This window comes from Roseibium sp. ROS1, assembly GCF_054658215.1.
Map to the genome: position 1 here is coordinate 721,632 of NZ_BAAGIG010000003.1, position 21,273 is coordinate 742,904.

The 21,273-nt window shown below is 59.9% G+C and carries 18 protein-coding genes; 7 read left to right on the top strand and 11 right to left on the bottom strand.

Translation table 11 applies throughout. The annotated features are described in order from the left end of the window. Positions 1-12: 12 nt before the first annotated feature. A complete protein-coding gene (gene coxB / locus ACYQ6M_RS19465; protein ID WP_023002024.1) occupies positions 13-960 on the bottom strand; it encodes a cytochrome c oxidase subunit II in 948 nt (315 codons plus the stop codon). 587 nt (positions 961-1,547) lie between these two features. Between coxB and ACYQ6M_RS19470 the strand changes: the two genes are divergently transcribed. Further along, positions 1,548-2,021, top strand: coding sequence for an invasion associated locus B family protein (locus tag ACYQ6M_RS19470; protein WP_051990219.1), 474 nt, complete (start codon positions 1,548-1,550; stop codon positions 2,019-2,021). 82 nt (positions 2,022-2,103) lie between these two features. Here the strand turns inward: ACYQ6M_RS19470 and ACYQ6M_RS19475 are convergent, their stop codons facing one another. Further along, a complete protein-coding gene (locus ACYQ6M_RS19475; RefSeq protein ID WP_460075081.1) occupies positions 2,104-3,897 on the bottom strand; it encodes a monovalent cation:proton antiporter-2 (CPA2) family protein in 1,794 nt (597 codons plus the stop codon). A gap of 299 nt (positions 3,898-4,196) precedes the next feature. On the opposite strand from ACYQ6M_RS19475, the gene ACYQ6M_RS19480 reads away from it, so the two are divergent. Further along, positions 4,197-4,811 carry an AraC family transcriptional regulator gene (locus tag ACYQ6M_RS19480; protein ID WP_460075083.1) on the top strand — a complete coding sequence of 205 codons (615 nt, stop codon included), beginning with the start codon at positions 4,197-4,199 and terminating at the stop codon, positions 4,809-4,811. A gap of 36 nt (positions 4,812-4,847) precedes the next feature. On the opposite strand, the gene ACYQ6M_RS19485 is transcribed toward ACYQ6M_RS19480, so the two are convergent. Beyond that, positions 4,848-5,462 carry an HAD-IA family hydrolase gene (locus tag ACYQ6M_RS19485; RefSeq protein ID WP_023002029.1) on the bottom strand — a complete coding sequence of 205 codons (615 nt, stop codon included), beginning with the start codon at positions 5,460-5,462 and terminating at the stop codon, positions 4,848-4,850. A 21-nt stretch (positions 5,463-5,483) separates the two neighbouring features. Next, a complete protein-coding gene (gene tldD / locus ACYQ6M_RS19490) occupies positions 5,484-6,908 on the bottom strand; it encodes a metalloprotease TldD (protein ID WP_460075085.1) in 1,425 nt (474 codons plus the stop codon). Positions 6,909-7,220: 312 nt separating this feature from the next. Between tldD and ACYQ6M_RS19495 the strand changes: the two genes are divergently transcribed. After that, a complete protein-coding gene (locus ACYQ6M_RS19495) occupies positions 7,221-7,433 on the top strand; it encodes a DUF2093 domain-containing protein (RefSeq protein ID WP_023002031.1) in 213 nt (70 codons plus the stop codon). A gap of 26 nt (positions 7,434-7,459) precedes the next feature. On the opposite strand, the gene lpxK is transcribed toward ACYQ6M_RS19495, so the two are convergent. Genes lpxK through ACYQ6M_RS19525 form a run of 6 tightly spaced genes read right to left on the bottom strand, consistent with a single transcriptional unit; the run spans position 7,460 to position 12,971 of the window. Further along, positions 7,460-8,482 carry a tetraacyldisaccharide 4'-kinase gene (lpxK, locus tag ACYQ6M_RS19500; RefSeq protein ID WP_460075087.1) on the bottom strand — a complete coding sequence of 341 codons (1,023 nt, stop codon included), beginning with the start codon at positions 8,480-8,482 and terminating at the stop codon, positions 7,460-7,462. Beyond that, positions 8,479-9,795 carry a 3-deoxy-D-manno-octulosonic acid transferase gene (locus ACYQ6M_RS19505; protein ID WP_460075089.1) on the bottom strand — a complete coding sequence of 439 codons (1,317 nt, stop codon included), beginning with the start codon at positions 9,793-9,795 and terminating at the stop codon, positions 8,479-8,481. Before ACYQ6M_RS19505 ends, lpxK begins: the two co-directional genes overlap by 4 nt. Continuing rightward, positions 9,788-10,486 (bottom strand): lysophospholipid acyltransferase family protein, encoded by a 699-nt coding sequence (locus ACYQ6M_RS19510; protein ID WP_460075090.1) that lies wholly within the window; start codon positions 10,484-10,486, stop codon positions 9,788-9,790. The genes ACYQ6M_RS19505 and ACYQ6M_RS19510 overlap by 8 nt, the downstream gene beginning before the upstream one ends. A gap of 32 nt (positions 10,487-10,518) precedes the next feature. Beyond that, on the bottom strand, positions 10,519-10,758 hold the full coding sequence (locus ACYQ6M_RS19515) for a DUF4170 domain-containing protein (RefSeq protein ID WP_023002035.1): 240 nt from the start codon (positions 10,756-10,758) through the stop codon (positions 10,519-10,521). A 34-nt stretch (positions 10,759-10,792) separates the two neighbouring features. Further along, complete coding sequence (locus ACYQ6M_RS19520) at positions 10,793-11,641, bottom strand: 3'(2'),5'-bisphosphate nucleotidase CysQ (protein ID WP_197923128.1); 849 nt, start codon at positions 11,639-11,641, stop codon at positions 10,793-10,795. After that, on the bottom strand, positions 11,628-12,971 hold the full coding sequence (locus ACYQ6M_RS19525; protein ID WP_023002037.1) for a TldD/PmbA family protein: 1,344 nt from the start codon (positions 12,969-12,971) through the stop codon (positions 11,628-11,630). The genes ACYQ6M_RS19520 and ACYQ6M_RS19525 overlap by 14 nt, the downstream gene beginning before the upstream one ends. A gap of 443 nt (positions 12,972-13,414) precedes the next feature. Here ACYQ6M_RS19525 and ACYQ6M_RS19530 point away from each other — a divergent pair, with 443 nt between their 5' ends. Next, positions 13,415-14,005 (top strand): DUF6101 family protein, encoded by a 591-nt coding sequence (locus ACYQ6M_RS19530; protein WP_208984425.1) that lies wholly within the window; start codon positions 13,415-13,417, stop codon positions 14,003-14,005. A gap of 53 nt (positions 14,006-14,058) precedes the next feature. On the opposite strand, the gene ubiA is transcribed toward ACYQ6M_RS19530, so the two are convergent. Next, positions 14,059-15,015, bottom strand: a complete 957-nt coding sequence (gene ubiA, locus ACYQ6M_RS19535) for a 4-hydroxybenzoate octaprenyltransferase (RefSeq protein ID WP_460075092.1) — start codon at positions 15,013-15,015, stop codon at positions 14,059-14,061. Between the two features lie 368 nt (positions 15,016-15,383). Here ubiA and purD point away from each other — a divergent pair, with 368 nt between their 5' ends. The 3 genes from purD to ACYQ6M_RS19550 all read left to right on the top strand — a co-directional run bounded on the left by purD (position 15,384) and on the right by ACYQ6M_RS19550 (position 21,260). Then, positions 15,384-16,655, top strand: coding sequence for a phosphoribosylamine--glycine ligase (purD, locus tag ACYQ6M_RS19540; protein ID WP_460075094.1), 1,272 nt, complete (start codon positions 15,384-15,386; stop codon positions 16,653-16,655). 110 nt (positions 16,656-16,765) lie between these two features. Continuing rightward, positions 16,766-17,683 carry an alpha/beta fold hydrolase gene (locus ACYQ6M_RS19545; protein WP_460075096.1) on the top strand — a complete coding sequence of 306 codons (918 nt, stop codon included), beginning with the start codon at positions 16,766-16,768 and terminating at the stop codon, positions 17,681-17,683. 427 nt (positions 17,684-18,110) lie between these two features. Continuing rightward, positions 18,111-21,260, top strand: coding sequence for a bifunctional diguanylate cyclase/phosphodiesterase (locus tag ACYQ6M_RS19550; protein ID WP_460075098.1), 3,150 nt, complete (start codon positions 18,111-18,113; stop codon positions 21,258-21,260). The last annotated feature ends 13 nt before the right edge of the window (positions 21,261-21,273 follow it).

Consider the following 21,273-nt stretch of genomic DNA (forward strand, 5'->3'; position numbering starts at 1 on the left):
ATCGCCGCCGCATTATTTCGCGGCGACAGAGATCTCTTCAAGCTTGCCTGCGGCAGCCAGCTTCTTGGTATCGGCGATCGAAGCCAGGAGCTGCTGGTTTGCAGTGTCCAGATCGTCCTGAGCGGCAGTCGACCAGGTCTGGAACTGATCCTTGGAAACCACACGGATAGCGATCGGCATGAAAGCGTGATCCTTGCCGCACAGTTCGGAACACTGACCGTAGTAGACGCCTTCCTCGCGAGCGTGGAACCAGGTCTCGTTCAGGCGGCCCGGAATGGCATCGACCTTGACGCCGAAGGACGGCATCGCGAAGGAGTGAATCACGTCTTCGGAAGTCACCTGGACGCGAACCGTCGTGTCGACCGGAATGACGAGGTCGTAGTCAACGGACAGAAGGCGCGGAACTTCGTTCAGCGTCACGCCGCGAGCGTCTGCAACAGCCTGGCGCTCGTCGTCCTTGACCATGATGGAGTCGAAGGAGAGCTCACCCATGTTCTCATCGGTGTACTCATAGCCCCAGTACCACTGGTACCCGGTCGCCTTGACGGTCATCTCGTATTCGGGAATGTCCAGCTGCTTGTAGAGCAGGCGGAAAGACGGGATCGCGATCACGACCAGAATCAGGATCGGAGCAACCGTCCAGACCACTTCGATCATGGTGTTGTGCGAGGTTCTGGACGGAACCGGGTTCGACTTCGCGCTGAAGCGGGTCATGCAGACGATCAGCAGCGCCAGCACGAACAGGGTGATCACGGTAATGATCACCAGGGTGAACCCGTTGAACCAGGTAATGTCGTCCATCACATCGGTGACAGAGGCCTGAAAGCCCAACTGCCATTCCTTGATGCCGGATTCCGCTGCCAGGGCCGCTGTCGACACTCCAGCAAAAGTTGCCGCCGCACCGGCCATAGTCATGAGACGCTTGAAGACTGCCTTCACGTCCGCGCTCCCTTCCCTCATCCGCCTGAAATGGCGGAAAATGCTAAATTTCCGGACTCAGATCCGGTCCAATCCGGTGCGGCAGTAGCGGGCTTGGCGGCGCTGCGCAAGCCAAATCTGCTGCGTCCTGGAGTTGGACAAGGTCATGAGTTTGACCGGACTATAACCACAAACTCATATAAAGGGCGATGGCTACCATCGGGCATAGCGGCGATGTGCCGCATCATTCCACCGACACCTTTGAGCCGCACAAAAACCACAAGAAACGCCGGGCTGCAACGGAATTTCCAACTTTTCACAGCCACCTGAAGCTCTCTGCCATTTGACACGGGTCAAGGACATGCGAATTTTCGACAAGAATTGCGGCTAATCCTTCGGTTCCTGAACCGCCGGACTGGAAACGTGCGCCGTCATGCGGCAATGTCTGGCCTAGAATTACACCTTGATTCGCCAAGCAGGCCGCATCTTTTTATGCCGGGCCGACCAAAAGCGAACCGGACAACGATTGACTGGAGGATTTCTTGTCAACCCAATTGCCGCAGTCACTGGCTGCCCGCCCTAACGGACGTTCCAGACTGTCTTTTTCCAAACTCGCGGCCGTTGCCGGGATCGTCTTCAGTTCGTTGACTTACGGAAATCTGCCCGCCGCGGCACAAGGCGAGGTCCGCTCGACTCACGGCGACTGGCAAATGCGCTGCGACACGCCTCCCGGTTCCACCGGTGACCAGTGCGCTCTGATCCAGAACGTCACTGCGGCCGACCGGGAAAACGTCGGGCTTTCCGTGATCATTCTGAAAACCGCCGACAAGCAGGCCCGCATTCTCAGGGTTCTCGCACCGCTCGGCGTGTTGCTGCCGTCTGGTCTTGGCCTCAGGGTCGACAACGCCGATATCGGCCGGGCCGGTTTTGTCCGCTGCCTTCCGAACGGCTGCATTGCCGAGGTCATTCTCGAAGAAGATCTGCTGAGCAAATTGCAGGCCGGCTCTCAGGCGACCTTCATCATCTTCCAGACCCCGGAAGAAGGGATCGGCATCCCGATTTCGCTGAACGGGTTCTCCGCAGGCTTCGACGCCCTGCCCTGACACGGAAACGAAAGCAACCAAACGAAAGGCGCCCAATAGGCGCCTTTTTTGTTTCCGAAATCCTGGTGATGAGCCTTGCCGTCTATTCCGCGGCTGGTGCGTCAGGAGCGTTCACCTCCATCGACCGGCGCGGCGTTACCTTGTGCAGCTTGTCGGCGCCGGCAAACATGCCCTCACGCAGTTGCTGGGCAAGCCGCTCCTCGTCCCGGTCGCGGACGTCTTCCTCGATCTGGTCGATCCGGTCGAGGGGAGTTCCCAGTGCCTCGAGTGCCGCTCGGCCGAAGACGACGCTTGATTCGAAGGTTTCACGAATCTGGAAATCGACGCCCCGTTTGGTGAGATCCAGCATATGCGCGCGGTCCGTCGCCCGGCAGAAGATCAGCGCCTCGGGGAAGCCTTCTCGAACGAGGTCGATGGCCTTACCCATCACCTTGTCGTTCTCGATACACATGGCAACCAATGTTGCCTTGCCTGCCCCAGCCGCCGCCAAAACGTCTGCCCGCGTCGCATCGCCGTAATAGACCTTGTAGCCCTGCTTGCGGGCGTAGGCGATACGGTCCGGCCGGTTGTCGATGGCGGTGATCTCAAGACCTTCGGATGTCAGGAACTGGGCCACCACCATGCCGAAGCGGCCGAAGCCGATCACCAGCACGGTCGGAGTTGCCTCCTCGAATGTTTCGATCGACGGGTTTTCAACACCCCGTGCCTTGACCCTGGCCGCCAGCCGGTCCAGCCCGAGGCAGGCAACCGGCGTCAGCAACATGGTCAAGACCACAATCGCGTTCAGCTGGTTGACGGCCTGATAGCTCAACAGGCGTTCGCCGACAGCGGCGGTGAACAGGACAAAGGCGAATTCACCACCTTGAGGCAGCGTGACGGCAATGCGCAATGCATCGGAATTCGGCGAGCCGGTGCCCCGTGACAGAGCCCAAAGGAATATGCCCTTCACGCCCATCACACAGATGACGCCGATTGCGAGGATTTCCCAGTGGGTCATCACCAGGTAGACATCCAGCGACATGCCGACGGCGACAAAGAACAGGCCCATGAGCAAAGACCGGAAGGGCTCGATGTCGGCTTCAAGCGTATGGCGGAAACTCGATTCGGCCAGCAGAACACCTGCCAGGAACGCCCCGAGCGCCATCGACAGGCCGACCGCATGCATGATGCCGGCACTGCCAAGAGCGACGAGGAGAGCAGCTGTCAGCATGACCTCGCGCGCGCGGCTTGCCGCCAGCAACAGGAAAATCGGCGACACCAGATATCGGCCAGTCAGGATAACGGCAGCCACCGCCGCCAGAACGATCAGGATCTCGCTCGCGATCTGGGTATAGGTGGACGGCCCTTCCCCCGGCGCCAGAATGGCGACCATCGCAAGCAGTGGCACGATGGCGATATCCTGAAGCAACAGGATGCCGAACGCGCGCTGGCCGTAGGCTGAGGAAAGTTGTCCGCGTTCCTGCAGGATCTGCAGCGCGAACGCGGTGGAAGAAAGCGCCAGGCCGAAGCCAGCAACCAGAGAGGTGGTGAAGGAATAACCGAACAGCCGCCCTATGGCGTAGAAGGTCACACCGGTCAGCAGCACCTGGGCCGTTCCAAGGCCGAAGATGTCACGCTTCATCCGCCAGAGTTTTCGCGGGTCCAGCTCCAGACCGATGACAAACAGCAGCAGGACGACGCCAAGTTCGGCGACATGAAGCACGTCCTCGCCCGAGCCGAGAAGCTTTAGGCCGTGCGGGCCTATAACGGCTCCGGCAGCGAGATATCCGACCACCGATCCAAGCCCCAGCCTTTTGGCGATCGGTACGGCGACGACCGTCGCGGCCAGAAACACGATCGATTCGGCAAAAAACGGAGGGGCTCCTTCTGCTGCCATTCCTTCTCCTTAACCGCATGGTCCCGACACGTCGCCTTCTTGTTTCAGGCGACTTCGGCTCACTTCAACGATATCAGAGAATACGCCCTATCCTTTAATCAAATCCAGCGACTGCAGCAAAAAAGTGCTTTATTTTCAATCAAAGGACAGCCCACGCGCCGAGAACCGCACATGCTGATTGCACGTTGGATATTTGCTGCGTAGCGTTGCAGATGTCCGGTGAAAAAGTCTGGCAGGCAACGTCCAGTCCAAAGGCTGGCTATCTATCCCTGTACTCCAAGACGGAGCTCTTGCACCGCATGTCCGATCTGTTTGCCTCAATCGATGCCGCACGCCTTGCCTGCGGGTTTCTGCCGCTGTCTCAGATGATGGAAATCCTGGACGGAAATCATGTTCTGGATCCCTTTTCCACGCTGGTTTCCGAAGGCGTATCGGCGGGCAGGAACAACATCTTTTATCCGGGCGTCACGCTGAAGGCCTCATCCGGAGCAAAGATCCGGCTGGGCGACGACAACATTGTGCACTCCGGCAGCCATTTCGAAGCGTCGAACGGCAATATTCTGATTGGTAGCAAGAACCAGTTCGGCGAAGGCGGATTTACCGCCAAGGCCAACAGGCCCGGCGCGGAAATCCGGATAGGAAGCCATGGCCGGTTCCTCAACAACCCGGCCCTGTTCGGCAAATGCATGCTGGGAGACGGCAGTCAGATCCTCGGCAATATCACGGTCGACAGCTGCATACTGTCGGACGGAGGCTCCTTTCAGGAAGATGATCCGGACATGAGAGGCGGTCTGCTGAAAGGAAGCGGCGTTGCCAGGAACCTGAGCGTGGCACGCGGCATGGTGATAGCCGGAAACGGGAGTTTCAGTTCGGAAGACCTGCTGCCTCAAAGGCACTTTCACCCAAAGCCCTGACTGAAACACCCTGATCGCGCAAACCTGCGTTCCGGATCAGATCAGCCGACAAGCCCTCAGGAACGTTTCCAGGCCATCCACAGTCACGTAGTGATGGCCCTTAAGCCCGACGCTCTGTGCCCCTTCTATGTTTTCCGCGCGATCATCGACAAACGCACTTTCCTCGGGACCGTAGCCGTAGCGGCCGCAGATGCGCTCAAAGACCAGCGGATCAGGCTTGCGGGCTCCAAACTCAGCCGAGACATGGGCTTTCTCACCGAAAATTTCGACCGTTTCCGGCGCGCAGACGGGCAAGGCATCCTTCAAGAGCATGCCGTTGTTGGTCAGCAGCGCAATGTCTGCGGTCGTCTTCAGGCGGCGGACAAGCGACAAGACATTCCGGCGCGGGCGCATCATCTGCCGGCGCACATCCGCCCAGGTTTCGAAATCGATCGGAAACTCGAGCAGCCTTGCAAATTGCTCCAGATAGGCATCCGCCGTTGCAGGATCTCCCGCCTCGGCTGCATTCTCGTGAGGACCGCCCCAGACCGAGCGATCAATATCGGCCGCAGGCCTTCCTGTCAGCTCTTCAAGCAGCTTCAAGCGGATCTGGTGGTCATAGTCGTAGAGCACCAGATCCATATCGAAGATGACGAATTTTATGTCCGGCATAGGTCCTTCCAGGCGGCTTTGTCAGACCGCCGTCCCGCCTATGGTCATGGCATTGATGCGCATGGACGGTTGGCCGACACCAACAGGCACGCCCTGCCCCTGCTTGCCGCAGGTCCCCATGCCGGGATCGAGCTTCATGTCGTTCCCGATCATGGAAACGCGGGTCAACGCGTCCGGTCCGTTACCGATCAGCATTGCCCCTTTCAGCGGCGCGCCAACCTTGCCGTTCTCCACGCGGTAGGCTTCGGTGCAGGAGAACACGAATTTGCCGGAGGTGATGTCGACCTGGCCACCACCGAAAGACACGGCGTAAATGCCGTCCTTGACCGATGCCAGGATCTCGTCCGGGTCCTTGTCACCGGCCATCATTACCGTGTTGGTCATGCGCGGCATCGGGATGTGGGCGTAGGACTGCCGGCGGCCATTACCTGTCGGCTCCATGCCCATCAGGCGTGCGTTCTGGCGGTCCTGCATGTAGCCCTTCAGGATACCGTCCTCAATCAGTACCGTTCGGCTGGAAGGCGTGCCTTCGTCGTCCACAGTCAGCGAGCCCCGACGATCGGCAATCGTTCCGTCGTCAACGATGGTCACGCCAGGCGAAGCGACGCGCTGGCCCATGAGACCGGCGAACGCGGACGTTTTCTTGCGGTTGAAGTCGCCTTCCAGTCCGTGGCCGACGGCTTCATGCAGAAGAATGCCCGGCCAGCCCGGCCCCAGCACGACATCGAAGGTGCCAGCCGGTGCCGGAACCGCTTCCAGATTGACCAGAGCCTGACGCAGCGCCTCGTCGACACCACCCTGCCAGTTTTCCGTGGTGATGAATCGCTCGAAGCCTTCCCGGCCACCGCAACCGAAAGAGCCGCTTTCCTGGCGTTCGTCATTGCCGGCGACGACGGAAATGCTGAGCCGCACCATCGGACGCACATCGCGCACCAGATGACCGTCCGCACGCAGGATCTCGACCACCTGCCAGGACCCCGCCAGAGACGCGGACACCTGCCGCACGCGTGGATCCTTTGCCCGCGCGTAGGCATCGATTTCCTGCAGCAGCTTGACCTTGTCCTCGAAGCTCGGCCCGCCAAGCGGGTTTGCATCGGTATAAAGCGTCTGGTTGGTGCGCGCAAGTGCTGCCGCGTAGCTACCCGAATACCCCTTCTTGACGGCGCTGACCGCATCGGCCGCCCGTTTCAATGCACCTTCGGAGATATCTCCGGCATGGGCGTAACCGGCAGCTTCACCGGCAACGGCTCTCAGGCCGAAACCTTGTGCGGTGTCATAGTTGGCCCCTTTCAGGCGCCCATTGTCGAAGACAAGGCCCTCGCTTTGTCGGTATTCGACAAAAAGCTCGCCATCATCCGCTCCATCAAGTGCGTCCTGAGTGATCCGCCTTGCCGTTTCGAGGCCCAGGCCTGAAGATTCGATAAGATCGGTGGTGGAAAGGGTCATCTGTCTGTCCTGATTTCGCCCGGAGTGTCTGCCGATGCAGGTTGCATTGCCAGACCGGGCAATTTGGTTGTTTCTCTCAACATAGGCGTTTTGGCGCGCAAATCATCCCATAAGCGGAGAATTTCACTTGCCAGTCATGCGGTACCGCGCGCCGGAATGCAGTCGGGGCCGGGTTACCCTGCGCGGTTTTGAAGCCGATTGTCCCGCAACGGGGAAAAGGCCCGCTGGCAAAGCTTTGACTTGCCCTCTCCTGCCAGTCTGCCATAAATGCTATCAAGACTTCCCGATAGACCGACAGCTAAACTGCAGATCATGAACCGCTACGAAAATCCGCGCATCCCCAATGAAGCCCGCGTTCGCTACCTGGACGGCGACTATCAGGTGGAAACGCCGGGGACATTCGTGCGCTGTGCGGTCACCGGCACGGCGATCCCGCTGGACGAGCTGAAATACTGGTCTGTCGAACGGCAGGAAGCCTATGTCGATGCCAATGCGTCCATGAAGCGGTATCTGGAAACGCGCTGAGCCGCATCAGGCGAACTCAAGCAGCCTCATTTTCCGAACTGACGCCGACGCAGCCGCTCCTTGATGAGTGACGCCAGCCTGTCTTCGTCGTCGATCTCCATTCGCACTTCCAGGACGGCCGCACTGGATGCGATCCAGTGGAACAGTTCTCCCGTCGACGTTTCCAGCCTGGCCATGTCCTTGGACGTCGTCACCAGCTTGAACCCGGCTTCCTCGGCTTCGGTCAGCAGCGTACGCACGTCGGTTTGCGTGTATTGATGGTGATCGGGGAATTCCCGCGTTTTCTTCACGTCGTAGCCAAGCGATTTCAGCGTATCGAAGAATTTCTGCGGTCTGCCGATGCCCGCAAATGCAAAGAGCCTGCTTCCCGCCAGTTCATCGTTCGGCTGTGGCCGCACATGCGCGTGAAGGATCGGCAGCCCCTTGCGTCCAGCCAGATGCACAGCTTCCTCTGCCGCATCCCCCTCCCCTACCAGGACCAGGCAATCGGCCTTCACGATCTGCTTGGCCGCAGGTGCCCGCAAGGGGCCGGCAGGCAGACACTTGCCATTACCGAACCCCACGCTGCAATCAACCAGCACCAGGCTGAGATCCTTGGCCAGCGCCGGGTTCTGAAACCCGTCATCCATCAAAAGGACATCAATGGGTTGCTGTTCGGCAAGCCGTGCCCCCGACGGCCTGTCGGCCGCAATCACGGTTGGACCGTACCGGGCCAGCAACAATGCCTCGTCACCGACAACATCGGCGTCGTGCATGCTGGCATCGACGAGGAGCGGCCCTTTGGCCTTGCCGCCGTAACCGCGCAGCAGGAAACCGGGCCGCAAGCCTTCTTCCTGCAATCTGTAGGACAGTTCGATGGCAAAGGGTGTCTTTCCGGTTCCGCCGACGACGAAATTGCCGACGCAGATTACAGGCAACCGGCTTTTCGCCTTCGGCTTCTTCAACATGCGGCGGCCAGAGACCAGTCCGTAAATCCAGCCTGCCGGCGACAGCAGCCAACTTGCCAGTGTCTGTCCCGGCTTCCACCAGAAGTCGGGCGCCGACTTCATGCGCGGCCCCGCGGCAGCGGATCGTCAGTCGCCGGCCCTGCTTTTCCCAACATGGGTTGCAACACTTTCAGGGTTTCAGCCAAGGCACCGCGCCCGGCTTCGACCAGGGCTCTTGCTCTTTCCGCCTGCGCCCGGGCAGCGTCAGCATCGCGCAAAAGACTGCCGACACAATCTGCCAGGTTCTCCGGCAACTCCGCTTTCAGCGAAGCCCGCCGGCTCCAGAAGTCCTTGTAGACGGCGCGGGCGTTCGCAACACGCGGGCCAGTGACCAGCGCGGAGCCCGACAATGCAGCTTCCACCGGGTTATGACCGCCCGCATCGTTGAATGAACCACCCAAAAACGTCACCGGTGCCAATCTGTAAAAAAGTCCCATCTCGCCCAGTGTATCACCGAGATAGACATCTGTGTCCGTTTCAATTGCCTGATCCAGACTTCGACGCACCGCACGCAGGCCACAGCTATCGATCATGGCCGCAATATCATCTGTCCGGACGGGATGTCGCGGCACCAGGACCAGCAGGAGACCGGGAAATTCCTCGGTGAGACGGCCAAAGGCCTCGAGCACGATCTCGTCCTCGCCCGGATGCGTCAGGGCGGCCAGCCAGACAGGACGCGCTCCTGTCTGCGCCAACAGGGCGGTTGCCTGGCCTTCGTCCACGGCCGGGTCCGGTGCATCGAATTTCAGATTGCCGGGCGTTGAAACATTGCGGCAGCCCAACAGGCGGAACCGCTCGCCATCGGCGGCGCTTTGCGCCAGAACCATATCCAGACACCGAAACAGATATCGGGAAATACGCGGAAAGCGCGCCCAGCTTCGATAGGATCGGTCCGACAGGCGGCCGTTGAGAAGCACGAAGGGCGTTTGCCGTGAACGCATTTCATCGAAAAGGCACGGCCAGATTTCGGATTCGACCACCATCGCCAGGTCCGGGGACCAGTGGTCGAGAAATCGGCAGATCGGCCCGGGTGCATCGAATGGCATGAACTGGTGGATCGCCCCTTCCGGCAAGCGGCCCTGTGCCAGCTGTGCCGCCGTCACGGTGACTGTGGTCAGGAGCACCTTGTTGCCGGCCCCCGTCAGTTCATCAACCAGCGGCAGCACGGATACGGTTTCACCGACACTGGCCGCGTGGATCCAGACAAGTTTGCCTGCAGGCCGGCTTGTCGCACTCCGTCCGAAACGCTCCCCCTTGCGGGCCGGCAATTCCTTGCCGGAGCGGCTGCGCAGCCAGAAAAGCAGATTGAACAGAGGCGTCAGGGCCCGTGCAAGGCCCCTGTAGAGACTGAAGACAAGGGGTCGCCGGTCAGCCATCCGCCCTTCCGACCAGCTCGTAAGCACGTTTCGTTGCGGCGGTGAGCCCCTCTTCCACCTTGAGGCGGTATTCCTCAAGCGTGTCGTCGTCCGCATCGGCGGGAACCCAGATGAGATCACTCACCGCGATGCTGCCCCGGCCGAACGGCAGGTTGACGCTGGCCTTGTCCCAACTGTTCAGCTCGATGCTGCGGCTGGTTGCCACCGCCACAGGCAGGACGGGACGGCCCGAATGCTTGGCAAGCTGAACGATGCCAACGCCAGACTTGCGGGCCGGACCTTTGGGCACATCCGCCGTCATGGCGATGGAATAGCCTTCCTTGAGCGCACGAAGCGCCTCGATGAAACCACGCATGCCGCCGCGCTTTTTTATCTGGCGTGCGTTCTTGCCGCCGGAGGCACGGATCAGGCCGAGGCCGAGCTTGCGGGCCGCGATCGCGTTGACCTCGCCATCGGCAGACCGGGAAATCATCACCTTGGCGGGCCAGTGAGCCGGCTTGGCGAAGGGCACCATGAAGTGCTGGCCGTGCCACATGGCCACGATAACCGGGAGATCCTGTTCGGAACGTTCGTGCACGCCCTCCGGATCGATCACGAACCGGTTGGTACGGTAGACCAGTTTCAGGTAAACGGCCATCAAAGTGCCGATGCTGGCCAGAACCCAGGGCTGACGGCCGAGGCGTTTTATCATTTGGTGTTGTCGCCTGAGAGAGCTGCGCTGCCTTAAGAAGCCGTTTCCGGATCGAGCAAGCGGTGCATGTGGACGATGAAGTAACGCATATGAGCGTTGTCGACCGTCGCCTGTGCCTTGGATTTCCAGGCTTTGTAGGCTTCGGCATAATTCGGGTAGATTCCGACGATATCCAGTTCGTCCAGATCGCGGAACGTCAGCCCTTCCGGTGATTCCAGCTCGCCGCCGAACACAAGATGAAGGAGCTGCTTCGGAGTATCGGTATTACTCATCAATATCCTCGCTTTCGTCGCTGCAACCGGTCTGTTACCTGATCAGGTCGTCGAGCGCGTCGCGCACAGGCCCGATCAGCGCAACAGGAGCTGCGATCAGGGCCGGGTGGCCGGTCTTGGCGCGGTTGTAGATCAGGTTCCGACCCGACAGGTCGGTCAATACACCGCCCGCTTCCTGCACCAAAAGATCCGCCGCCGCAAGATCCCAATCGCTCGGCCCGCCTCGTGCGGCCCCGACATCGACCCGTCCTGCTGCAACGATCGCCAGCCGATAAGCCAGGGAGCGCAGGATTTCCGTGCCGACAAAACCTGCAGCGACAACGTCCTGATTGGCAACAATGGAATGAGGCCCGGTCAAGGTTGCGCCGGAAAGGCCGGTGCGATCTGACACCGCCAGTCGTGCTCCATTGAGCCAGGCTCCGCCGCCTGTACGGGCCAGAAACATCTCGTCCCGGCGCGGGCAAAAGACCGAAGCTGCAACGGGCCGACCGGCCTCGACCACGGCAATCGCCACCGTCCATTCGTCCCCACCCGCCAGAAAGGCCCGCGTGCCGTCAATCGGATCGACAATAAAGACACGCTCGTGGTTGAGACGGCTGCGGTCGTCGGCGGTTTCCTCCGAAAGCCAGCCGTAGTCCGGCCGCGCGGACCGCAGGTAGTCCGCGAGAAAACGGTCTACCGCGAGATCTGCCTCGGAAACCGGCGACATGCCCGCCTTGCCCTTGTACCAGGTCTCCGGATCCTGACCGAAGAAACCCAGCGCAATATCGCCCGCCTGGCGCGCAGCCAACTCGAGCAGGCGCAGGTCCGCGTCCCTTCCGGCTTCATCCAGCCCGATTTCGCTTCGTCCGGTGTCGTTCAGGCCCTTGTCAGCTTCCGGCAAGGGCCATTCCTTCAATCATGACCGAGGGAGTGGCTGCCGAATAACGATTGTCGAGGTCGCTGCCAGGCACGAGCCGTGCAAACATGTCCTTCAGATTGCCTGCAATGGTGATTTCACTGACGGCTTCTACGATCTGGCCGTTTTCGAACCAGAACCCGGCTGCCCCGCGCGAATAGTCACCGGTAAGGCCGTTTACGCCGTGACCGATCAGGTCGGTCACCAGCAGGCCCTGCCCGGCTTCCGCCATCAATTCTTCCAGCGATTTTTCGCCAGGCATCAATGTGACGTTCGTTGCGCCAGGCGACGTGCCGCTGCCACTGCGGTGCGCCCGGCCATTGGGCGTCAGGCCCAGTTCGCGTGCGGAAGCACCGTCCAGAAACCAGTGTCGCAGGACACCGTCTTCAATGACATCGAGACGTTCCGCCCGGGTCCCTTCCCCGTCGAAGGGGCGTGTTGCGGCACCCCGGCGTTTGAACGGGTCGTCAACCACCTGGATGCCAGGTGCGAACACGGCCTCGCCCATCCGGTCTTTCAGGAAGCTGGTCTTGCGCGCAATTGCGGCCCCGTTGATCGCCCCGACAAGGTGCCCCAGAATGCTGCGGGCAGCGCGCGATTCATAAATGACGTTCGCGGTACGGGTCGAAAGCTTGTTCGGGTTGAGACGGCGCACAGCTCTTTCACCGGCCCTGCGTCCGATCTCCGCCGGTGCTTCCAGGTCTTCATAATAGGTACGACTGTCGAAATCGTAATCCCGCTCCATGCCGGTCCCTTCCCCTGCGACGGCTGTCATGGACATGCCATAGCGGGACGACATATAGGACCCCTGGAACCCATGGCTGGTCGCCAGAACGACACCGGCAAGACGCCAGGAGGCTCCCGCACCGCCGGATTTGGTGACGCCTTCGACTTCCAGACCGGCAGCTTCCGCTTCCAGCGCAATCTGCGTCAGATCCTCGGCAGTCATTTCCTTTGTGTCCAGAAGCTCGAGTTCCGGAAACTCCTTCACGAGAAGATCCTGATCGGCAAGACCGGCATAGGGATCTTCCGGCGCGACCTTGGCCATGGCGACGGCCCGTTCAGCCAGGCTTGCCGGATCATCGAGACGGTTGGCTGAGACAGCAGCAGTACGCTTGCCGACAAACACCCTCAAGGTGACATCGTCGCCTTCGGCGCGCTCGGTTTCTTCCACCTTGCCTTCGCGAACATCGACCGAAAGCGAGACACCGGTAACCGCAATCGCGTCGCAGGCGTCAGCTCCGGCCTTGCGGGCTGCTTCCACCAGACGGGCTGCCCGAGATTGCAATTCGCTTTGATCAATCAGTTCCGACATCGTGTCCGCTCTTTCGTCTTCTGGTTCGGCAGTTGTTTACGCCCCGCACGGCTGCGCTGCAACTGTCGGGGCCTTTTGCGGGCAATCCGGTCGTGCCGGGCGCCTTCCAGAGCCATGGTTTTCCCCTGATAGGTGGGAAATGGGATTTTGAGCCGGCTCCGGCAAGAGGTTGCAATGCCGCAGCGCCTCATCCGATTTTCGTAATGATGACCGCAAGATAGGCGGGATCGGGACAGGGCGGAAAATTCATTCAAAGGTTGTATCAAGTCGAATCTGCCACATGACTGAACAAGGTGTTACCTGTCTGATTACATTCCAGTAACCCTCTTATAAATCAGACTTTTTTAACTCTGTATCTTAAGTGGTTCACGACTTTTCTTCAGTAGATTGAATGCATCGAGAGACCAAAAATGGTCCGACCTAAAGGTCCGGTGGAGAGTCATTTGAGACGTCAAACAGAAATACAGGAAATGGTAGCAACCGGGGTCGGCGCCCAAACGATGCCGCATCCCGGTTGCCTGCCGGCCCACTTCGAGCAACGCCTTGAAAACCGGCCGGGTACCCCTTCCCTGCCAGCCGAAATTTTCCTGGATCGTGACAGGGCGGTCATCAAGCGGCGGGTTGCCGGTGTTCCGGTGACGGTGGTGGTGCCCGCTCAAGGTTTCGATGGTGTCATGGTCCGGATCGTTCCGGGCGCGGTGCCGGGCGAAATCGTGGCGGCACTGATCCTGAAACATCCCGATAGCGCGCTGTCGATCACCCTGGCCGAAACCGAGAAATCCGACGACCTCGCGGTCCTGTGGAGCCGGTGGGCCCAGGTGTTCAACCTGCCTATGCTGGTGTGTGACCTCGGCGGCAAGGTAAAGCCGATCGAAGCCTACAGCGCCGTTCCGGCTTCAAAACCTGCGCCCCGGCGCAAGCTGCGCCTATTGACCGGCCGCCGTCCGCGCTTCCTGAACCGCCGTCTTCCCGGCCGGCAGGAACCTTCGGCAACCGTCCACGCCAATGAGCGTGAGATTATTGCCCGCACCTGAGCGTGCACACGAAGGTCTTCAAAAAAAAGCCCCGCTGAACGGGGCTTTTTTCGTTAGAGCGCACCGATAAGGGCATCGGCGAAGAAACCGAAGAACAGGATCCAGCCATAGGTCCCGTTGGATCGGAACAGTTGCAGGCACTGATCGCCGTCATCGATATCCAGAACGACGATCTGCCACCCCAGGTGAATGACGCCAGCCAGGATACCGATAAAAGCGGCCGGACCGGCATCGGCAAAGATCGCAGCCAGAAAGAACAGCGCGGTTGCGCAGCTGTAGAGCAGGATGAGAGCCGGCTTGGTGTGCTCATCGAAGAGGCGGGCCGTCGACTTCACACCGACAAGCGCATCGTCCTCCTTGTCCTGATGGGCATAGATCGTGTCGTAACCGATCGTCCAGCAGATGCCACCGATATAGAGAAACACCGGTGACCAGGACAGGGACCCAAAGGCGGCCGCCCAGCCCATGAGCGCCCCCCAGGAAAAGGCAAACCCCAGAAACAGCTGCGGCCAGTTGGTGATGCGCTTCATGAACGGGTAGACCGCAACCGGCAGCAGCGAGGCGATGCCCAGCCAGATCGTGTAGGTGTTGAACTGAAGCAGCACCGCAAGGCCGATGAGGGCCTGGACCACCAGAAAGACCTTTGCCTGAAGTCTGGACACCTGCCCCGCCGGGATGGGCCGGGAGCGGGTCCGCTCGACCTTGGAATCGATGTCGACGTCGACAAGGTCGTTGTAGGTGCAGCCGGCACCGCGCATGGCAACCGCACCGATGAAAAACAGAACCATGTGCCAGGGGTCCGGCCAGGCCTTGCCACCGGCGACCGCCGCCAATGCCGCCGACCAGAAACAGGGCCACAGCAACAGCCACCAACCGATCGGACGTTCCCAGCGGGCAAGGCGGGCATAGGGGCGCAGGCCAGCCGGCAGCCGCGTGTCCACCCAGTGCTGCTTGACCGCATCTGCAACCGGCCCCGTGTCGTTCGTGGAAAACACTTTCGATCCGTCCATTTCTCGATTATCCGGCGGAAACGCTCCTGCTTTCCGCCCTTCTCAGGTTCTTTTAGCGATTTTCAGCAGGAAATTCATCCCGCAAGAGGTCACAGGGGCGCTATCGTGAAACTCAGAGTTGGGCAAGGTCCCATGGTCTGACGACCCAGCCCCGGTCAGCCCTCGGTTTCCTCTTCGCGCTTGCCACACCTGGCTGACAAGCGTTCCGGCCTTTTCCTGGTCGCGGAAACCACCTCTCCCACCGCCTCACAAGTTGGGCGGTGACCGGCAGAAATGCGCCGTTGCATGCGCCGCCAATTGCGGTATGCCGCCCTCCGTGTTAGGGGACGGCCCTCTTGCTTCAACCTTCACGAAGAGACTGCCCGTTTATGAAACTTCTCCTGATCGGATCCGGCGGCCGCGAACACGCGCTCGCCTGGGCGCTGGCAAAATCTCCCAAGCTGACCAAGCTCTATGCGGCGCCCGGCAATGCCGGGATTGCCGAAGTGGCCGAGCTTTGCAATCTGGACACCGCGGATCATCAGGCAGTCATCGGCTTCTGTCGCGAACATGCCATCGATCTTGTGGTCGTCGGCCCCGAGGCACCGCTTGTGGCGGGCCTTGTCGATGATCTGGAAGCGGCCGGGATCAAGGCTTTCGGTCCGTCCAGGGCAGCGGCAAAACTGGAGGGCTCCAAGGCCTTCACCAAGGGCGTGTGCGACGAAGCAGATATTCCGACCGCCGGATACGGCCGCTTTGATACGGCAGATGCCGCACTCGCCTATGTCCGGGAAAAAGGTGCACCGATTGTCGTCAAAGCCGACGGGCTTGCAGCTGGCAAGGGTGTCGTCGTCGCGATGACCCTGAAAGACGCCGAAGAGGCGGTAACGGCCTGTTTCGAAGGCTCGTTCGGGGCTGCAGGTGCGGAAGTCGTCATCGAGGAATTCCTGGAAGGCGAGGAAGCGAGCTTCTTCGTGTTGTCCGACGGCACCAACGCACTGCCGCTTGCCACCGCCCAGGACCACAAACGCGCCTATGATGGTGACGAGGGCCCGAATACCGGCGGCATGGGCGCTTACTCGCCCGCTCCCGTCCTGACAGATGCACTGATTGCCGAGGTGATGCGTACCATCATCGAGCCGACCATCGCGACACTGGCCAAACGTGGCACCCCTTTCAAGGGTGTTCTCTATGCGGGTCTGATGATCGGCAAGAACGGCCCGAAGCTGATCGAATACAATACCCGCTTCGGTGATCCGGAATGCCAGGTCCTGATGATGCGCCTCAAGAGCGACCTGCTGGAGCTGCTGCTTGCAAGCGTCGAGGGCCGGCTGGACCAGACAACGGCGGACTGGCGCGACGAAGCCGCACTGACGGTTGTCATGGCCGCCAAGGGTTACCCGGGCAGCTACGACAAGGGCACGGAAATCCGTGGTCTCGATACACCAGCAACGGATGACGTTGCCGTCTTTCACGCAGGCACCAAACGCGATGGCATGCAGATCGTGGCAAATGGCGGACGCGTTTTGAACGTGACGGCGGTCGGCACCACCGTTCGCGAAGCACAGCAACGGGCCTACGAGCGGATCCGCGACATCGACTGGCCGGAAGGCTTCTGCCGAACCGACATCGGCTGGCGGGCTATCGCCCGGGAAAGCTAAGGCCGAGCCAAGCGAAAAACCGGCAATCGTGGCATTTCCGGTTTCCGGGACTTGGCAGGCGCTTGAAAGCAAAGGTAATCTTCTTCCCGGTGCGGGCTGGGGAGACAGACGTGAAAAACGACCTGCCGGATCTGTTTCCGGGGTTTGACAGCATCACAGTGGAAGCCAACGATGTTCGGCTGTTCTGCCGGACCGGCGGGTCCGGCCCACCGTTGCTTTTGCTGCACGGCTACCCGCAATCTCATGTCTGCTGGCACAAGGTGGCCCCGCAGCTTGCGGAACACTTCACGCTCGTCCTGCCCGACCTGCCGGGGTATGGCCGTTCGTCCGTGCCGCCACTATCAGACGATCACGCGGCCTATTCCAAACGAAGCATGGCCTCGGCCATGGTCGAGCTCATGAAGGTGCTCGGCCACTCGACGTTCTTTCTGGCTGGCCATGACCGTGGCGGCCGGGTGGCTTACCGCCTTGCCCTCGATCACCCGCAAGCCCTTCTGAAGGTCGCCGTTCTCGACATCCTTCCGACATGTGACTACTGGGACCGGATGGACAGACTGTTCGGCCTCAAGATCTATCACTGGATGTTTCTGGCCCAGGCTGCGCCTTTCCCGGAAAAAACTATTTCTGCCGCACCGATACGATTTCTCGATCACACGCTGGCCAGCTGGACTGCGGCCAAGACCCTGTCGTGCTTTTCCAAGGAAGCCATGGCGCATAACCGTGACTGGTTTTGCGAACCAGACCGGGTATCGGCAACCTGCGAGGACTACCGCGCAGGTGCAACGATCGACTACGATCACGACCGGGCGGATCTGGATGCGGGAAGAAAGATCCTTGTTCCCCTTCTTGCACTTTGGGGAAGTAAAGGTATCGCCACCAGCGTGGACGATCCGCTTGAAGTCTGGCGGGGCTGGTCAAGGACCGCTGTCGGCGCCGCGCTTCCCGGCGGGCACTTCCTGCCTGAAGAAGCCCCGGAAGAGACAGTCACTGCCCTCCTCGAGTTCTTCGCAAGCGCGTCAGGCAGTTGAGGGTACCGCGCCATACGACTTGCTTGCCAAGTTGAGGCTGGCTCGCGTCAATCGGCTGGGTCGAACACAGACGCTTGGGCGGCGACATCACCTCAACTGGTGACGCTCAAAGGTGATCGTCTGATTTAGATCAAACTATTTTACTGCATCGCCAATCATCAGGCCCAGCGCAAATACATTTGATCTTGAGACTGAAAGATTTCCTCTCGGATGAATTCTATTCTTAATAAGCCTTAAGGAACACATTCAATACAATTTAACCAATACAGCCTATTGAGAAAATTGGCAGTGATGGTTTGCATAACTTCGCCGTGCCCGGTGACAATAACAAAAAGCGGACTGTCCTTGCCGATCAAAGAGGAGCTACGGCTGCTCGGGGGAACGGGTGCAACGCGTGGGCAAGCAAGAGTTTTGGCAAGACAAGGACTTGCGCGACGAGAAATCGCGCACAGTTGCGCGCGCGCGAAGTCCGAGTGCCATTCTTGACCAGATCCTGGCGCGGTGGTGCAAGGACGAAACCCGTTTCGAAAAACCCCTTCGCGTCGTTTTTCTGTCATTTCTCTGCCTGACAGTTGCCGTTCTGACGCTCCAGAACGTGGTGACGGAATATCGCACGCTGAGCGAGCCGCAGGACCTGATCGTCAGGACGACTGAACGTCTTTTGATGCATCAAAGGGCGTTGGGCGAACAAACACTCGATCAGGCAGTCAGTGTCGTCAGCGCCGACACCGATCTGCAGACAGCCATCCGCAAGAAAGACACTGCCAACATCAAGGCCGTTGCCGACAGGGTCTTTGCCGGAAAAGCTGCCGATCTCAATATTGCGGAATTGACCATCTATTCCGCCGACCAGCAGATCGTCTATCGCGCGCAAAGCAATGCCACCCCGGCACAGGATTCCGCCAGCTTCGAGACCGAACTGAATTCCAACCGTTTTCGCGAAGTCGATGCTATCGAACTCGGCCGCAACAACGAGTTCATCGTCAGCGTGCTGAAACCCTGGCTCGTTGAGGGAACCCGGATCGGGTATCTGAAACTCGCGATCAATATTGAACAATCGCTCGCGCTGGCCAGTTCCGCGGTCAATGCCCAGATCGTCAAGGCCTGCGAAGTCGCCGAAGCAGGTGATTCCAGCACGGTTCACTACAAGGTTCTGGGCAATCTGACGCCGACCGGCTTCGACTTCAGCAAGATCGCCTCCAACGGCCACTTCGCCGGCTTCAACAGCTTCTTCCTTCAGAACAGCAAGGTATTCATGGTTCGCGATCTGCCAATTATGGTCGTAACCCCGAACAACGACGTGAAGCTTCTGCTGGTAAAGGACATCACGGACAACATCTGGGACTTTGCCAAGGGGACATTGCTCTCTCTGATGGCAGGCATCGGTCTGGCGCTGCTCGCCTGGACGGTGGTCTTCCGTCTCCTGTCCCGCCTTCAGTCCTCCGTGCAGCTGACGCGTTCGCGCCTCGAGGCAGAAGTTCTGGACAATACCCTGAAGCTGGAAAGCAGCACGCTTCAACTTATCGAAGCCCAGCGGATTGCGCATGTGGGCAGCTGGGAACGCGATATCGCTTCAAACGAAATCCTGGGCTCGGAAGAATACTACCGTGTCATGAAGATCCCGCCGAACCTTCCGGCAAACGAGATCCAGGCCTATCTCTTTGATCGTATTCCCGGTGACGACCGGAAGAAAACCCTGGACGCGGTCAATGCAGCAGTGAAATCCTGCGGTGAATTCGACACCGAACACCCGCTGGTGCATGACGACGGCACCATCCAATACCTGCACGTTCGCGGGTATGTGCTTGCCGGTCGGGACGGCAAGGCATCCAAGGTGATCGGGACCGTTCACGACATCACCGACCGGTGCCTGGCAGAACGCAGGAACCATCTGCTGGCCAATATTCTGGAGTCCTCGCTCAACGAGATCTACATCCTCGACGCGGAAACCTTCCAGATCGAATATGCCAACCGCTGTGCCCTGGCCAATCTCGGCTACACGATCGAAGAGCTGAAATCCCAGAAAATCGGCGATATCGATCCCGTTTACGACCCGAACACGGTCCGGCGCCACGTCGCGCCCCTCCTGAAAGGACATCGGGACAACCTGTCGGTCGAAAGCGTTCACCGGCGCAAGGACGGCACGGAATATCCTGTCGATCTCAGGGTACAGCTTCTCCGCGATCAGGACCGCGACCTGTTCGTGGCCATTGCCAATGACGTTTCCGAACGGGTGCAGCGGGAAAACGAAACCCGCGAAGCCAAGGTCCGGGCAGAGCGCCTGGCCTATTTCGACCCCCTGACCAAACTGTCAAACCGCGCTGGCTGCCAGCGCGATGCCAAGGAGCGTTTCGCCCGGAGCGAGAAGCCGGCGTTCCTGGTTCACGTCGACATGGACGGTTTCAAGCGGGTCAACGATACGCTCGGCCATCTTGCCGGCGATCATTGCCTGGAAGAGACGGGCCGCCGGCTGCGCGAAGTCTGCCGTGGGCTGGGCACGGCCTATCGCTGGGGAGGCGATGAGTTCGTCATTCTGGCGGAAAGCGGAACGTCGGATCCCAACGAGTTGTGCGAACGGGCACGCCGGATCATGCGGATGCCGATGGAGTTCAACGGCAACAGGTTCTGGCCGACCGTCAGCATGGGACTGGCACTGTGCCCGGAGGACAGTGACAACTTCGACACGCTTCTGGTCAATGCCGATCTCGCGCTTTACCAGTCCAAGGAAAACGGCAAGGACCGGTATACCTTCTTCCGCCCGGATATGCGCACAGACAGCGAAACGGAAGCACAGATCGAGCTGGAACTGAAGGACGCGGTCAAGAACGACCAGTTCTTCCTCGTGTTCCAGCCGCAGGTCAACCTGCGCACTCAGGCCGTCACCGGCATCGAAGCGCTGGTACGCTGGCGACACCCCGAACGCGGCACGGTCTCGCCCGGAGACTTTCTGCCGGTCGTCGAAAAATCCGGTCTGGCGCCGATCCTGGGTGAGATTGTCATCGACAAGGCTTTTGCCGCTGCCCGGCACTGGATCGACCAGGGCCTCGATTTTGGCCGCATCTCCGTGAACATCTCGCCATCGCACCTGTCGTCCGGGTTGCTGCTCGAGCACTTCAAGGCCGCGATGGAAAAGCACAATGTCGGGCCGGAGCGGATCACCGCCGAAGTTCTGGAATCGGTGTTCCTGAACGACAACCGGTCAGGTCACCTGGCTGCGCTACGGCAACTCTTCGAACTCGGCGTTCATATCGAGCTGGATGATTTCGGCACCGGCTATGCGTCCCTCTCCCATGTCTCGGACTTGCCGATAAACGGGCTGAAGATCGACCGCTCCTTCACGCGCCAGATGCTTCAGGACCCGAAAAAGGAAGTGATCGTCAACCAGCTCATCCACCTGGCCCGGTCGCTCAACATCGGCATCGTCTGCGAAGGCGTTGAAACCGAAGAGCAATACGACCGGCTTCGGATGATGGGCGATTTCTCGATCCAGGGTTACCTGATTGCCCGGCCGATGCCGTTTGATCATGCAACGGACTGGATGTCGGAAGCCGCGGACGATCTATACTTCGTGATCTGAGTTTTTCCGGCAC